Annotated in this window: 12 protein-coding genes; 6 read left to right on the top strand and 6 right to left on the bottom strand. The window is 70.5% G+C overall.

The window, feature by feature from the left end:
* Positions 1-40: 40 nt before the first annotated feature.
* The 3 genes from HQN59_RS15660 (at position 41) to HQN59_RS15650 (ending at position 3,790) form a co-directional block, all read left to right on the top strand.
* The gene (locus tag HQN59_RS15660) at positions 41-508 is read left to right on the top strand and encodes a tripartite tricarboxylate transporter TctB family protein (protein WP_176070056.1); all 468 of its coding nucleotides are present in this window, start codon (positions 41-43) and stop codon (positions 506-508) included.
* Between the two features lie 21 nt (positions 509-529).
* Positions 530-2,038 (top strand): tripartite tricarboxylate transporter permease, encoded by a 1,509-nt coding sequence (locus tag HQN59_RS15655; RefSeq protein WP_176070055.1) that lies wholly within the window; start codon positions 530-532, stop codon positions 2,036-2,038.
* Positions 2,039-2,182: 144 nt separating this feature from the next.
* The gene (locus HQN59_RS15650; RefSeq protein ID WP_342451219.1) at positions 2,183-3,790 is read left to right on the top strand and encodes a gamma-glutamyltransferase family protein; all 1,608 of its coding nucleotides are present in this window, start codon (positions 2,183-2,185) and stop codon (positions 3,788-3,790) included.
* Positions 3,791-3,793: 3 nt separating this feature from the next.
* Here the strand turns inward: HQN59_RS15650 and HQN59_RS15645 are convergent, their stop codons facing one another.
* The gene (locus tag HQN59_RS15645) at positions 3,794-5,053 is read right to left on the bottom strand and encodes a putative Na+/H+ antiporter (RefSeq protein WP_176070054.1); all 1,260 of its coding nucleotides are present in this window, start codon (positions 5,051-5,053) and stop codon (positions 3,794-3,796) included.
* A 154-nt stretch (positions 5,054-5,207) separates the two neighbouring features.
* Between HQN59_RS15645 and HQN59_RS15640 the strand changes: the two genes are divergently transcribed.
* Positions 5,208-6,071, top strand: a complete 864-nt coding sequence (locus HQN59_RS15640) for a DMT family transporter (RefSeq protein WP_176070217.1) — start codon at positions 5,208-5,210, stop codon at positions 6,069-6,071.
* Positions 6,072-6,108: 37 nt separating this feature from the next.
* Positions 6,109-6,891, top strand: coding sequence for an SDR family oxidoreductase (locus tag HQN59_RS15635; RefSeq protein WP_176070053.1), 783 nt, complete (start codon positions 6,109-6,111; stop codon positions 6,889-6,891).
* 7 nt (positions 6,892-6,898) lie between these two features.
* On the opposite strand, the gene HQN59_RS15630 is transcribed toward HQN59_RS15635, so the two are convergent.
* Entirely contained in the window at positions 6,899-7,210 is a 312-nt protein-coding gene (locus HQN59_RS15630; protein WP_176070052.1) for a putative signal transducing protein, read from the bottom strand.
* Between the two features lie 70 nt (positions 7,211-7,280).
* On the opposite strand from HQN59_RS15630, the gene HQN59_RS15625 reads away from it, so the two are divergent.
* Complete coding sequence (locus tag HQN59_RS15625; RefSeq protein WP_176070051.1) at positions 7,281-8,270, top strand: quinone oxidoreductase family protein; 990 nt, start codon at positions 7,281-7,283, stop codon at positions 8,268-8,270.
* Positions 8,271-8,410: 140 nt separating this feature from the next.
* Here the strand turns inward: HQN59_RS15625 and HQN59_RS15620 are convergent, their stop codons facing one another.
* The 4 genes from HQN59_RS15620 to ileS form a co-directional block, all read right to left on the bottom strand.
* The gene (locus HQN59_RS15620; RefSeq protein WP_176070050.1) at positions 8,411-8,890 is read right to left on the bottom strand and encodes a methyltransferase family protein; all 480 of its coding nucleotides are present in this window, start codon (positions 8,888-8,890) and stop codon (positions 8,411-8,413) included.
* Positions 8,890-9,921, bottom strand: a complete 1,032-nt coding sequence (locus HQN59_RS15615; protein ID WP_176070049.1) for an LLM class flavin-dependent oxidoreductase — start codon at positions 9,919-9,921, stop codon at positions 8,890-8,892. Before HQN59_RS15615 ends, HQN59_RS15620 begins: the two co-directional genes overlap by 1 nt.
* 243 nt (positions 9,922-10,164) lie before the next feature.
* Positions 10,165-10,662 carry a signal peptidase II gene (gene lspA / locus HQN59_RS15610; protein ID WP_176070048.1) on the bottom strand — a complete coding sequence of 166 codons (498 nt, stop codon included), beginning with the start codon at positions 10,660-10,662 and terminating at the stop codon, positions 10,165-10,167.
* A 31-nt stretch (positions 10,663-10,693) separates the two neighbouring features.
* Positions 10,694-13,726, bottom strand: coding sequence for an isoleucine--tRNA ligase (gene ileS, locus HQN59_RS15605; protein ID WP_176070047.1), 3,033 nt, complete (start codon positions 13,724-13,726; stop codon positions 10,694-10,696).
* Positions 13,727-13,812 lie beyond the last annotated feature (86 nt).

Here is a 13,812-nt window from a genome sequence, read left to right as displayed (position 1 = left end):
TCCGGCGCCTGACGACGACGGCCCGTCGAGGGAGCACATTTTGAGAATCAAGAGCCAGCGGGACTTCTGGTCCGGCGTCATGTTCATCCTGATCGGGGTCGGCTTCGCGATCGGGGCGACCAACTACTCGATGGGCACGTCGGCCCGCCCGGGCGCCGGCTATTTCCCCCTCGGGCTCGGCGCCATCCTGGCCATTCTCGGCCTCATCCTGCTCATCGAGTCGATGGTCGTCGAGGCGCTCGACGGCGAGCGCATCGGCGCCGTGGCCTGGCGCCCGCTCTCGATCATCATCGGCGGCATCATCTTCTTCGGCTTCGCGCTCGACCGCCTCGGCCTTTTTATCACCTTCCCCCTGCTCGTCGTCATCGTCAGCTTCGCGAGCGACGAGTTCAAGTGGCGCGGGGTGATCATCAACGCGATCGTGCTGACCATCGGCGCCTGGGCCATCTTCGTGCTCGGGCTCAAGCTGATCATCCCGGTCCTGCCCCGTTTCATGCTGACGCCCTGATAACGAGAAGAAGAGACCGCCATGCAAGAAATGCTGCAAAACCTCGCCCTCGGGTTCGGCGTCGCCTTCACGGTGCAGAACCTGCTGTACGGCTTCATGGGCTGCGTGCTCGGCACGCTGGTCGGCGTGCTGCCCGGCATCGGCCCCACCGCCACCATCGCGATGCTGCTGCCGTCGATCTACGGCCTTGACGCCACGCCGGCGCTCATCATGCTGGCCGGCATCTACTACGGCTCGCAATACGGCGGCTCGACCACCGCGATCCTGATCAACGTGCCGGGCGAGTCGAGCTCGGTGGTGACCGCGATCGAGGGCTACCAGATGGCGCGCAAGGGCCGCGCCGGCTCCGCGCTCGCGGCGGCGGGCCTGGGCTCGTTCTTCGCCGGCTGCGTGGGCACCGTGATCATCGCGGCGTTCGCGCCGCCGCTCACCGAACTCGCGTTCAAGTTCGGCCCCGCCGAATACTTCTCGCTGATGGTGCTCGGCCTCATCGGCGCGGTGGTGCTGGCGTCGGGCTCGCTGCTGAAGGCCATCGCGATGATCATCCTCGGCCTGCTGCTCGCGCAGATCAACACCGACGTGATCTCGGGGACCGCGCGCTACAGCTTCGGCATTCCGGAGCTCACCGACGGCATCAACTTCGTCGCGGTGGCGATGGGCATCTTCGGCTTCGGCGAGATCATCGCCAACCTCGGCCAGCCGGCCGAGAACCGCGAGGTGTTCACCAAGGACGTGAAGGGCCTGTGGCCGACCCGCAAGGATTTCCAGCAGGCGTGGCCGGCGGTGCTGCGCGGCACCGCGCTCGGCTCGGCGCTCGGCGTGCTGCCGGGCGGCGGCGCGCTGCTGTCGTCGTTCGCGTCGTACACGATGGAAAAGAAGCTCGCCGGCCCCAGCGGTACGTTCGGCAAGGGCGATATCCGCGGCGTCGCCGGCCCCGAGTCGGCCAACAACGCCGGCGCGCAGACCTCGTTCATCCCGATGCTCACGCTCGGCATTCCGCCCAACGCCGTGATGGCGCTGATGGTCGGCGCGATGACGATCAAGGGCATCCAGCCGGGCCCGCAGGTGATGACCGGCAACCCCCAGCTGTTCTGGGGCCTGATCGCGTCGATGTGGATCGGCAACGCGATGCTGGTGATCCTGAACCTGCCGCTGATCGGCATCTGGATCAAGCTGCTGACGGTCCCCTACAAGTACCTGTTCCCGGCGATCACGCTGTTCTGCTGCATCGGCACGTACACGCTCAACAACAACAGCTTCGACGTGTTCATGACCGCCGGCTTCGGCGTCCTCGGCTACGTGTTCTACAAGCTGAGCTGCGAGGCCGCGCCGCTGCTGCTCGGCTTCATCCTCGGTCCGATGATGGAAGAGAACCTGCGTCGTGCGCTGCTGCTGTCGCGCGGCGACTGGACCACCTTCGTGACGCGCGGTCTCTCCGCCGGCCTGCTGTTCGCGGCACTGCTGATGCTGATCATCGTGGCCCTTCCGGCGATCCGCAAGAAGCGCGAGGTCGCGTTCCAGGAGGATTGAGCGCAACCCGGCCGGCCCGGCGCTCGCTGCGTGCAGCGATGAGCGCGCGGCGGCCTCCGAACGGCGCGTGCGGACTCGTCCGGCGCGCCGTTCGCTTTTCCGTGATCTGCCTGCACGCGGTCGCGTGCGCGCCAGGAGCCTGACGTGTTCGACTGGGCCAGCCCGTATCCATCAGTCCGCCTGCCCGTGTTCGGGCGCAACGTCGTCGCGACGTCGCATCCGCTCGCGGTGCAGGCCGGCCTGCGCATGCTCCTGCGCGGCGGCAACGCGGTCGATGCCGCGGTCGCCGCCGCAGCCACCATGACCATCGTCGAGCCGTGCAGCAACGGCCTGGGTTCCGACGCCTTCTGCATCCTGTGGGACGGCGAGCAACTGCACGGGCTCAATGCGTCGGGACACGCGCCGGCGGCATGGACCCCCGAGTACTTCACGCGCCGCTACGGCGTTGCACCGACGCTGCCGACGCGCGGCTGGGACTCGGTGACCGTGCCCGGCGCGGTCGGCGCGTGGGCCGCGCTCAGCGCGCGCTTCGGCAAGCTGCCGTTCGCCGACCTGCTCGAGCCGGCGATCGAGGTCGCCGAGCGTGGCTATGCGGTGCCCGTGGTGGTGGCGCAGAAGTGGCGCGCCGCCGAGCCAATCCTGCGCGACAAGCCGGGCTTTGCCGAGACGTTCCTGCCGAACGGCCGCGCGCCGACGATCGGCGAGCGCTTCGCCATGCCGGCGGCGGCGCGCACGCTGCGTGCGATCGCCGAATCGCGCGGCGAGTCGTTCTACCGCGGCGAGGTCGCCGCGGCCATGGTTGCCCACGCCGCGGCGAACGGCGGCTCGATGACGGCGGCCGACCTCGCCAACTACCGGCCGGAGTGGGTCGACCCGATCGGCATCGACTACGCCGGCCACCGCATGCACCAGATCCCGCCCAACGGGCAGGGCATCGCCACGCTGATCGCGCTCGGCATCGTGCGCCACTTCGACCTCGCCTCGCTGCCGGTCGACAGCGTCGACGCGTACCACCTGCAGATCGAGGCGATGAAGCTCGCGTTCGCCGACGCCTACCGCCACGTCTGTGATGCGCGCAGCGCGCACGTGACCAGCGACCAGTTGCTCGACGAGGCCTACCTGGCGTCGCGGGCGCGCCTCATCGACCCCAGGCGCGCGCAGGTGTTCGAGAGCGGCACCCCGCTGCGCGGCGGCACCATCTACCTCAGCGCCGTCGACGAGAACGGCATGATGGTGAGCTTCATCCAGAGCAACTACATGGGCTTCGGCTCCGGCGTCGTGGTGCCCGACTGGGGTGTCTCGCTGCAGAACCGCGGCCACGGCTTCAGCCTCGACCCGACGAGCCCCAACGTCGTCGCGCCGGGCAAGCGCCCGTTCCACACCATCATTCCGGCGTTTCTCACCAAGGACGGGCAGCCGCAGATGAGCTTCGGCGTGATGGGCGCCAACATGCAGCCGCAGGGCCAGCTGCAGACCGTCGTGCGGATGCTCGATCACCGTCAGCATCCGCAGGCCGCGTGCGACGCGCCGCGCTGGCGCTTCAACCAGGACCTCGAGATCAACGTCGAGGCGACGATGGACCCGAAGCTGGTGCAGGGGCTCGCCGAGCGCGGGCATCGCATCGACGTGATCGACGACAGCTACCAGGACTTCGGCGCCGGGCAGTTCATCTGGCGATTGGGTGATCCGGCGCGCGACGGCTACGTCGCCGCGAGCGACCCGCGTCGCGACGGCCAGGCCGGCGCGTTCTGACGCCTAGAGCAGCAGGAACGCCGCCACCGCCACGGTGGTCGGGAACAGCGCGCCGAGCAGCAGCTCGACCGCGCCGATCGACTCGTCCTCGAAGCCGCCCTTGAGCAGCGCGACGCCCGCCGGGTTGGGCGCGTTCGCGATCACGGTGAGGCCGCCGCCGGCCAGTGCGCCCGCCATCAGCATGTACTTGGCGGTGTCGGAAATGCCGATGATCAGCGAGCCGAGATAGGTGAGCGCCGCGTTGTCGGTGATCGCCGTCAGGCCAAGCGCGCCGAAGAACAGCGCCTGCGGCGAGAGGCTCGAGACGATCGGCTGCAGCCACCAGTGCTGCATGCCGCCGAGCACCACCAGCCCGGCGAGGAAGAACGCGACCAGCAGCGCCTCGCGGATGATCAGCGGGCTCTGGTGCCGCTCGTAGGCTTGCGCGAAGCCGAGGAAGAGCAGGAAGAGGCCGAGGAACGCGACGGGGTGGTGCGCCAGCAGCACGACGCCCGCGAGCACCAGCACGTGCACGACGATCACCGACCACGGAACCGGTGAACGCACCGCGTCGACCGGCGTCGCCGGCACTCTTCGCAGATGAGTGCGCAGCAGCGCGGTGACCGCGGTCGCGTTGATCGCCGCGGCGAGGGCCGCCTTCCAGCCGAAGGTCGATGCCATGTAGGCGGAGTCCCAGCTCCAGGTCTGCGACACCATCAGCACCGGCGGTGCCGCATACGACGTGAGCGTGCCGCCGATCGAGACGTTGACGAACAGCACGCCGAGCGCGAAGTACTTCAGGCGCTCGGGTACCTCGGGCCGGAACACCTGCGGCGCCAGCATCATCGCGGCGATCGTCATCGCCGCCGGCTCGGTGATCAGCGATCCGCAAAGCGGGACCACGCACAGGCAGAGCCACGCCGAAGCGAGCGGCGCCGGCACCGGCAGCAGCCGAGTCAGGGCGGTCACGAGAAGTCGCACGAACTGCAGGATCGGGCGCGACGCCGCGACCACCATCACGACGAACACGAACAGCGGCTCGGCGTAGTGGCGCGACTCGGCGTAGGCCAGAGCAGGGCCGCCGCCGGTCATCAGCGCCATCACCACGACGAGCACGATGGCCCAGAAGCCGAACACCACCTCGACCTCGCCCAGCAGGTGCAGCAGCCCGGCGTGACGAGGGAAGCGATGCGCCAGGTGCTCGAACAGCTTGACCGAGAACGTGTGGAGCAACGCGATGGCGAAGATGACGGCTGCGACGATTTGGATCGAGCTGTTTCCCAAGATGTGCACCGAGCGTCGAAGCGCGCGATGTTAGCGGCCGGGCGCGGCGCGCCTGAGGTGGCAGACGGCCTCGGAGGCTCTCCCTAGAATCGCGCGGATGCCCGCAGCCCCTTCCACCGGCTCGCCTGCCGCGGCCGCGCTGCCGTAGGCGCGCCTGGGGGTGACCCTCGCGGTCGCCGGCTCGGTCGCGTTCGCCGGCAAGGCGATCATCGTCAAGCTCGCGTACCGCTACGGCGTCGACGCGGTGACGCTGATCATGTACCGCATGCTGTTCGCGCTGCCGCTGTTCCTGCTGCTCGTGTGGTGGGCCGGGCGCGGCAAGGCGCCGCTCGCCGGCCGCGACTGGCTCGCCGTGATCGGGCTCGGCTTCAGCGGCTACTACCTCTCGAGCTTCCTCGACTTTGCCGGGCTGCAGTACATCAGCGCGAGCCTGGAGCGGCTGATCCTCTATCTCAACCCGACGCTGGTGCTCGCGCTCGGCGCGCTCATGTTCAAGCGCCCGGTGACCGGGCGGCAGCTGCTCGCGCTGGTGACCAGCTACGCCGGCTGCCTGGTGGTGTTCGGCCACGAGGTCAACCTGCAGGGCCAGGACGTCGTGCTCGGTGCGGTGCTGGTGTTCGCGAGCGCGGTGAGCTACGCGCTCTACCTGGTGTTCAGCCAGCAGGTGGTCAAGCGCCTGGGCGCGCTGCGCCTCACGGGGCTCGCCACCAGCGTGGCTTGCCTGTTCTGCATCGCGCAGTTCCTGCTGGTCCGACCATTGTCGGCAGCGCTGGTCGCGCCGGAGGTGATCGCGCTCTCGGTGCTGAACGCGACGCTCTGCACCTTCGCGCCGGTGCTCATGCTGATGATGGCGATCGAGCGCGTCGGCGCCGGCGTCGCCGCGCAGGTGGGGATGGTCGGACCAATTTCCACGATCCTCATGGGCATCGTCATCCTCGGCGAGCCGTTCACCGCCTGGACCGTCGCTGGTACGCTGCTGGTGCTGTGCGGAATCTGGCTGCTCACGCGGCGCCGTTAGGCCGGCGCGCATCACTCAACATCAACGGAGACTGAAGATGGACCTCGGAATCGACGGCAAGTGGGCGCTCGTCTGCGCCGCGAGCAAGGGGCTCGGCAAGGGCTGCGCGCAGGCGCTGGTCGAGGCGGGCGCGAACGTCGTCGTCACGGCGCGCGGCGCCGACGCGCTCGAGGCGACCGCGGCCGAGCTGCGCGCGATCGGTCGCGGCGAGGTGCGCACCGTCGCCGGCGACATCACGACGGCCGACGGACGCGCCGCCGCGCTCGCCGCCTGCCCGCAGGTCGACATCCTCGTCAACAACGCCGGCGGCCCGCCGCCCGGCGACTTCCGCGACTGGAACCGCGACGCCTGGCTCGCCGCGCTCGACGCCAACATGCTGACGCCGATCGAGCTGATCAAGGCGACCGTCGACGGCATGGCGGCGCGCGGCTTCGGCCGCGTCGTCAACATCACGTCGGGCGCGGTGAAGGCGCCGATCGACGTGCTGGGCCTGTCGAACGGGGCGCGCAGCGGTCTCACCGGCTTCGTCGCGGGGCTCGCGCGCAGTCCGGTGGCCGGCAAGGGCGTGACGATCAACAACCTGCTGCCGGGTGCCTTCGATACCGATCGCCTGCGCAAGACGATGGAAGCCGGCGCCGCCAACTCGGGCAAGGACGTCGAGCAGTTCGCGGCGTCACGTCGTTCGGCGATCCCGGCGCAGCGCTTCGGCAGCGCCGCCGAGTTCGGCGCGGTCTGCGCCTTCCTTTGCAGCGTGCACGCCGGCTTCCTGAACGGTCAGAACATCCTGCTCGACGGCGGCGCCTACCCCGGCACCTTCTGACGCCGGCTCAGGGCGGGGGCGGCATCGCGTGGCCGCAGTTCCAGCACTGCTCGAACGGCCCGTCGATCACCTCGTGGCAGCCCGGGCAGGCCCACACCCGGTGCACCGGATGGCGCAGGTCGTGCAGCAGCTGGCGCGCCTTGTGGATCTGGTCCTCGTCGTCGATCCAGAGCTCGGGCAGCGTCTGGTCGGGCGGCACCTGGCCGGCGATGCTGCTCGCGTAGGCACGCTGCACCGTGGTCGCGACGCCCGCGTGGCTGAGCAGGTCGGCCCACAGCGTGGCGAGCGCGAGGTTCGGGGCCGTCGTGAGTCGTTTCATGGCGAGGCGAGCGGCGCGAGACGAGAGGCTCTGGCACGATAGCGCACCCCTTGCCGCCAGCGACTGCTCCATGTCCCAGACCAGCCCCACCGTCCGCATCGATCGCCCCGGTCCGCCCGAGGCGATGCACCTCGTCGACCTGCCGGTCGGCGAGCCCGGTCCGGGCGAGATCCGCATCCGCCACCACGCATGCGGGCTCAACTTCATCGACGTGTATCAGCGCTCGGGGGTCTACGACCTGCCGCTGCCGCTCTCGCTCGGCATGGAAGGCGCCGGCGTGGTCGAGGCGGTCGGCGAGGGCGTCACGCATCTGAAGGCGGGCGACCGCGCCGCCTACGCAAGCCAGCCGCCGGGCGCCTATTGCGCGCTGCGCGTCATGCCGGCGACCTGCGTCGTGAAGCTTCCCGACGCGATCAGCTTCGAGACCGGCGCCGCGATGATGCTCAAGGGGCTCACCGCGCAGTACCTGCTGCGCAAGACGACGCCGCCATCGGGCTTGCGCGCGGGCGACTTCGTCCTGTTTCACGCCGCCGCGGGCGGCGTCGGGCTGATCGCCTGCCAGTGGGCGCGCTCGCTGGGCCTGCGCCTCATCGGCACCGCCGGCAGCGACGCCAAGTGCGCGCTCGCCGCCGAGCACGGCGCCGAGTTCACGATCAACTACCGCCGCGAGAACTTCGTCGACCGGGTGCGCGAGATCACCGGCGGGCGCGGCGTGAAGGTGGTCTACGACTCGGTCGGCAACGACACCTGGCAGGGCTCGCTCGAGAGCCTCGAGCCGCTCGGGCTGATGGCGAGCTTCGGCGCGTCGTCGGGCAAGCCGCCGCCGATCGAGGTCGCGCAGCTCGCCAAGAATTCGCTCTTCCTTACCCGCGCCACGCTGTTCACGCACATCGCCACGCGCGAGTCGACACAGGCGATGGCGGACGACCTGTTCCAGACCGTGCTGAGCGGCGCCGTCACGATCCGCATCGACCAGCGCTATGCGCTCGCCGACGTGGTGCAGGCGCACCGCGACCTCGAGGCGCGCAAGACCACGGGATCGAGCGTGCTCGTGGTGTGAACGAGGCCGCAGGAGCCGCTGCGCGGGCTCTGGCCGCCTCGAGGCGAGAAGCACGAGACCCGCGCTTTCACCCGCGGTCGATCGAGGGCTGCCGAGCGGCCTGCGGCTTCAGTGCGGCCCGCGTGATGGCGCGGCGGCTGCTACAGCCAGCGCCGCACCCTGCGCAGGTAGGCGTCGTACGACGCGCCGAAGCGGGCGCCCAGAGCCCGCTCCTCGGGAACGATCTGGAAGCGGTCGAGGTATGCCACGAAGAGCGGCAGCACCACCACGGCGAGTGCGTTGGCGAGCCACACCGCCCATGCCGCGAGCGCCAATACGAACCCCACGTACATCGGGTTGCGGCTGACCCGGTAGACGCCGACGGCGACCAGCGCGCTCGCCGCATCGGGCCGGATCGGGTCGACCGTCGTGTTCGCGCGCCGGAACGCGACGACGCCCGCGACCGCGAAGCCGATGCCGAGCGCGAGCAGCAGCGCCGCGAGCGCGCTTCGCCACCCCGCGGCAATCGCGACGTCGAACATCGGCGCCACCCGCGTGATGCCGGCCATCGCCGCCGCGGCGACGAGCACCACCAGAAGCGGCGGCACCCGCAGCTCGAGCCCGCGGGAGCCGCTGGCCATCACACGGCGGCCGACGCGGGCGCCTCGACGCGGCGCGCGCCGAGCCCCGCGACGTCGGCGAGGATCTCGTACGAGCGCTGGCGCGCGGCCGGGTCGAAGATCGCCGACACGACCATCAGCTCGTCGGCGCCGGTCTCGGCGGCAAAGCGGGCCACGCCCTCGCGCACGGTCGCGGGCGAGCCCACCACCGAGCAGGCGAGCATGCGCGACGCGTGCTGGCGTTCGGCCGGTGTCCAGTAGGCATCGATGTCGTCGACCGGCGGCGGGTAGGGCCCCGGCCGGCCGCGCACGAGGTTGGCGAACGCCTGCTGCTGCGACGTGAAGAGGCGCCGCGCCTCGTCGTCGGTCTCGGCGGCGACGACGTTGAGGCCGACCATCGCGTGCGGACGCTCGAGCTGCTTCGACGGCCGGAAGTGGCGCCGGTACAGCATCAGGGCGTCGTCGAGTGCATCGGGCGCGAAGTGCGACGCGAACGCGTACGGCAGGCCGAGCGCCGCGGCGAGCTGCGCGCCGAACAGGCTCGAGCCCAGGATCCACAGCGGCACCTCGAGGCCGGCGCCGGGCACCGCCTGGATCGCCTGGCCCGGCCGCGCCGGCGCGAAGAGGGCCTGCAGCTCCTGCACGTCGTCGGGAAAGCTCTCGGCTGCCTGCGGCGTGCGGCGCAGCGCGCGCAACGTGGTCTGGTCGGTTCCCGGCGCGCGGCCGAGGCCGAGGTCGATGCGCCCCGGGTAGAGCGATGCCAGGGTGCCGAACTGCTCGGCGATCACGAGCGGCGAGTGGTTCGGCAGCATGACGCCGCCGGCGCCGACGCGGATCGTCGAGGTGCCGCCGGCGAGGTAGCCGATCACCACCGAGGTCGCGGCGCTCGCAATGCCGGTCATGTTGTGGTGCTCGGCCACCCAGTAGCGCGTGTAGCCCAGGCGCTCGGCCGCGCGGGCGAGCTCCAGGCTGCTGCGCAGCGCGTCGGCGGGCCGCGCGCCTTGCGGCACCGGCACCAGGTCTAGAACGGAGAGCGGCGGGAGCGCTTTCATCGCAGGTACGAGAGGGAAGGGGCCGACACGATAGGCGCAGGCGTGAATCGCCGCCGGCCTCGCCCGTGGAAGCCGCTTCACCGGTGGGGACCTGGAACGCGCGCGACGCCGCCTTCCCCGACACCTGCGGGAAATCGGCGCCGCGCCGGCGTTCCGCCGATGTCGGGTGGCGCCGGTGGCGCGAAGCGACGCGGGAGCGGCGCAGGGCCCGGCCTCTTGGCCTGCGCCACCGCTTCGACGACGTCAGCGCCCGCGCCGCACCCGCTGCAGCTCGTCCAGGATCAGCAGGGCGGCGCCGATCGTGATCGCACTGTCGGCGACGTTGAACGCCGGGAAGTAGGCGCGGCCCCAATGCACCTGGATGAAGTCGATCACGTGGCCGTGCCACACCCGGTCGATCACGTTGCCGAGCGCGCCGGCGAGGATCAGCGTGAGCGCCCAGCAGAACAGGCGCTGGTTGCCGTGGCGCTTGAGCATCCAGACGATGAACACCGCGGCCACCGCACCGATGGCCGTGAAGAACCAGCGCTGCCAGCCGCCGGCGCTCGCGAGAAACGAGAACGCCGCGCCGGTGTTGTGCGCCCGCACGATGTCGAACCACGGCGTGACGGTGCGCACGTCGTGCAGCCGGAACGTGCTGGCGATCCAGTACTTGACGAGCTGGTCGACGACGATCAGCGCGAGCGCGATGCCGAGCCAGAACGCGAGCCCGCGCGCGGAGCCTTTCGCGCGCGCCGTCATGCGGCGCTCCGGCGTGCTGCTGCCGCCCGCGTCATGCCGCGTGGCGGCGCTCGCCGGCGCCGAACAGGTTGCTGGTGCACCGGCCGCAGATCGTCGGGTGCTCGGCATCGGCGCCGACGTCGGCGCGGTAGTGCCAGCAGCGCTCGCACTTCGGGTCGGGGCTGACCGTCGGTTCGACCTCGAACGCGATCGCGGCGTCGTCCGGCAGTGCGCCCAGGCGGGCGCCCGAGGTGATCAGCACGAAGCGCAGGTCGTCGCCGAGGCTCGCGAGCTGCTCGTGCAGCTCGCCGCGCGCCCGCACGTCGACGATCGCCTGCAGCGACGAGCCGAGCTGTCCGCCGCTCCGCAGCACCTCGATCTGCCGGTTCGACTCGGCGCGTACCGCGCCGATCTCGCGCCACTTGGCGAGCAGCGTGTCGTCGCGCCAGCGGTCGGCATCGACGTAGGTCTCGACGAAGATCGACGGCTTGCGGGCGTCGGCGGTGGTCTTGCCACCGCCCACCGCGGCTGCCGCGGCAGCCTCGCCGGGCTTCGCCGCGCGAACCTTCGCCGGCGCGCCGACGACCGCACCGCGCCCCGCGAGCACCTGCCACGCCTCCTCGGCGGTGAAGCTGAGGAAGGGCGCCATCCAGCGCAGCATCGCGTGCGCGATGTGCCAGAGCGCCGTCTGCGCCGATCGGCGCGCCAGCGAGCTCGCGCCGGTCGTGTAGAGGCGGTCCTTCAGCACGTCGAGGTAGAACGCGCCGAGGTCCTCGCTGCAGTAGACCTGCAGCTTGGCGACCACCGGGTGGAACTCGTACGAGCCGAAGTGACCGCCCTCGAACACGCCCTTGGCGGGGTCGAAGGTGCCGACGATCTCGGCTTGCAGCTCCGAGACGCGCGCCAGCGCGAAGCGGTCGACCTCGAGCATGTTCTCGAGCGGCACCGCGTCGGCCTCCGGGTCGAAGTCGCTGGTGTTGGCGAGCAGGAAGCGCAGCGTGTTGCGGATGCGCCGGTAGGCGTCGACCACGCGCGCGAGGATCTTGTCGTCGATCGCGAGGTCGCCCGAGTAGTCGGTCGACGCGCACCAGAGGCGGATGATCTCGGCGCCGAGCTTCTCGGTCACCTGCTGCAGCGCGATGAAGTTGCCGAGGCTCTTGCTCATCTTGCGGCCCGACCCGTCGACGGTGAAGCCGTGCGTCAGGAGGCCGCGGTACGGCGCGTGGCCTTCCATCGCGCAGGCGATCAGCAGCGACGAGTGGAACCAGCCGCGGTGCTGGTCGTGGCCTTCGAGGTAGAGGTCGGCCTCGGGGCCGCGACCCTCGGCCGACGGGTCCGTCATGCCCGGGTGGCTGCCGCGCAGCACGTGGAAAAACGTCGAGCCCGAGTCGAACCAGACGTCGAGGATGTCGTTGCTCTTGGCGTAGTTCTCGGCCGAGTGCTCGCCGGTGGCGCCGAGCACGTCTTCGGCCGTGAGCTTGGACCACGCCTCGACGCCGCCTTCGGCGACGACCTCGATGGCGCGGTCGATCAGCGCCATCGTGTCGGGGTGCAGTTCGCCGGTCACCTTGTGCAGGAAGAACGGCAGCGGCACGCCCCAGTTGCGCTGGCGGCTGATGCACCAGTCGGGCCGGTTGGCGATCATGTCGTGCAGCCGCGACTTGCCGTTCTCGGGGTAGAAGCGGGTCTCCTCGATCGCCTTGAGCGCCAGATTGCGCAACGTCTCGGGCGGCGGGTCGCTCGCGAACACGCCGGCGTTCGAGCCGCTCGGCGCATCCATGCGCACGAACCACTGCGCCGCGGCGCGGTAGATCACCGGCGTCTTGTGGCGCCAGCAGTGCGGATAGCTGTGCTGCAGCGGTCCGCTGTCGAGCAGGCGTCCGGCCTCGCGCAACGCGTCGACGATCTTCGGGTTGGCCTTCCAGATCTCGAGCCCGCCGAACAGCGGCAGCGCCGCTTCGTAGCGGCCGTCGCCCTGCACCGGGTTGAGGATGTCGTCGACCGCCATGCCGTGCTCGCGGCACGAGTTGAAGTCGTCGATGCCGTAGGCCGGGGCCGAGTGGACGATGCCGGTGCCTTCGGATGCGGTGGCGTAGTCGGCGAGGTACACCGGCGCGCTGCGCGCATAGCCGGCGTCGACCTCGGCGAGCGGGTGCTCGAAGCGCAGGCCTTCGAGATGCAGGCCGCGCGTGGTGGCGATCACCGTGCCGGCGAGCTTCCAGCGCTGCAGGCAACGCTCGACGAGCTCGCTCGCGACCAGCAGCAGGCCGCGCCCGGTGTCGACCAGCGAATAGTCGAGGTCGGGATTGAGGTTGAGCGCCTGGTTCGCCGGCAGCGTCCACGGCGTCGTGGTCCAGATCACCGCGAACGCGTCCTTGGCGAGGCGCTCGACGCCGAACGCCGCGGCGAGGCGCGCCGGGTCGGTGGCGCGGAACATCACGTCGACCGTGGTCGACTTGCGGTCGGCGTACTCGATCTCGAATTCGGCCAGCGACGATCCGCAGTCGAAGCACCAGTACACGGGCTTGAGGCCTCGATAGACGAAGCCGCGCTCGATGATCCTTTTCAGCGCGCGGATCTCGCCGGCCTCGTTGCCGAAGTCCATCGTGAGATACGGGCGGTCCCAGTCGCCGAGCACGCCGACTCTTCTGAAGTCGGCCATCTGCTGGGCGATCTGCTCCTTCGCATAGGCACGGCTCTTCGCCTGCACCTCGTCGCGGCCGAGGTTGCGCCCGAACGTCTTCTCGACCTGGTTCTCGATCGGCAGGCCGTGGCAGTCCCACCCCGGCGTGTAGCGCGCGTCGAAGCCGGCGAGCTGACGCGCCTTGACGATCATGTCCTTGAGGATCTTGTTGGCGGCGTGGCCGACGTGCAGCTGCCCGTTGGCGTACGGCGGGCCGTCGTGCAGCACGAAGCGGGGCCTCTCGCAGCGCGCGTCGCGCAGGCGCTGGTACACGCCCTCGTCGTTCCATTGCCTCACCCAGCCCGGCTCGCGCCTGGGCAGGTCGCCGCGCATCGGGAACGGCGTGTCGGGAAGGTTGAGGGTCGAGCGGTAGTCGGGGCGAGCGGGCGACTCGTCAGCCATGGCAGTCCTTCGGTGCTGCGCCGACACGCGGTGCAGCGGCAACGGGCGGGGAGGGGCGCCGAGCGGCGGTTCGGCGGCTGGACGGC

It is taken from the genome of Rhizobacter koreensis, from assembly GCF_013366375.1.
Classification (GTDB): Bacteria; Pseudomonadota; Gammaproteobacteria; order Burkholderiales; family Burkholderiaceae_C; genus Schlegelella_A; species Schlegelella_A koreensis.
The sequence above is the reverse complement of the archived record's forward strand: the minus strand, read 5'-3'. Positions and strand labels throughout refer to the sequence as shown.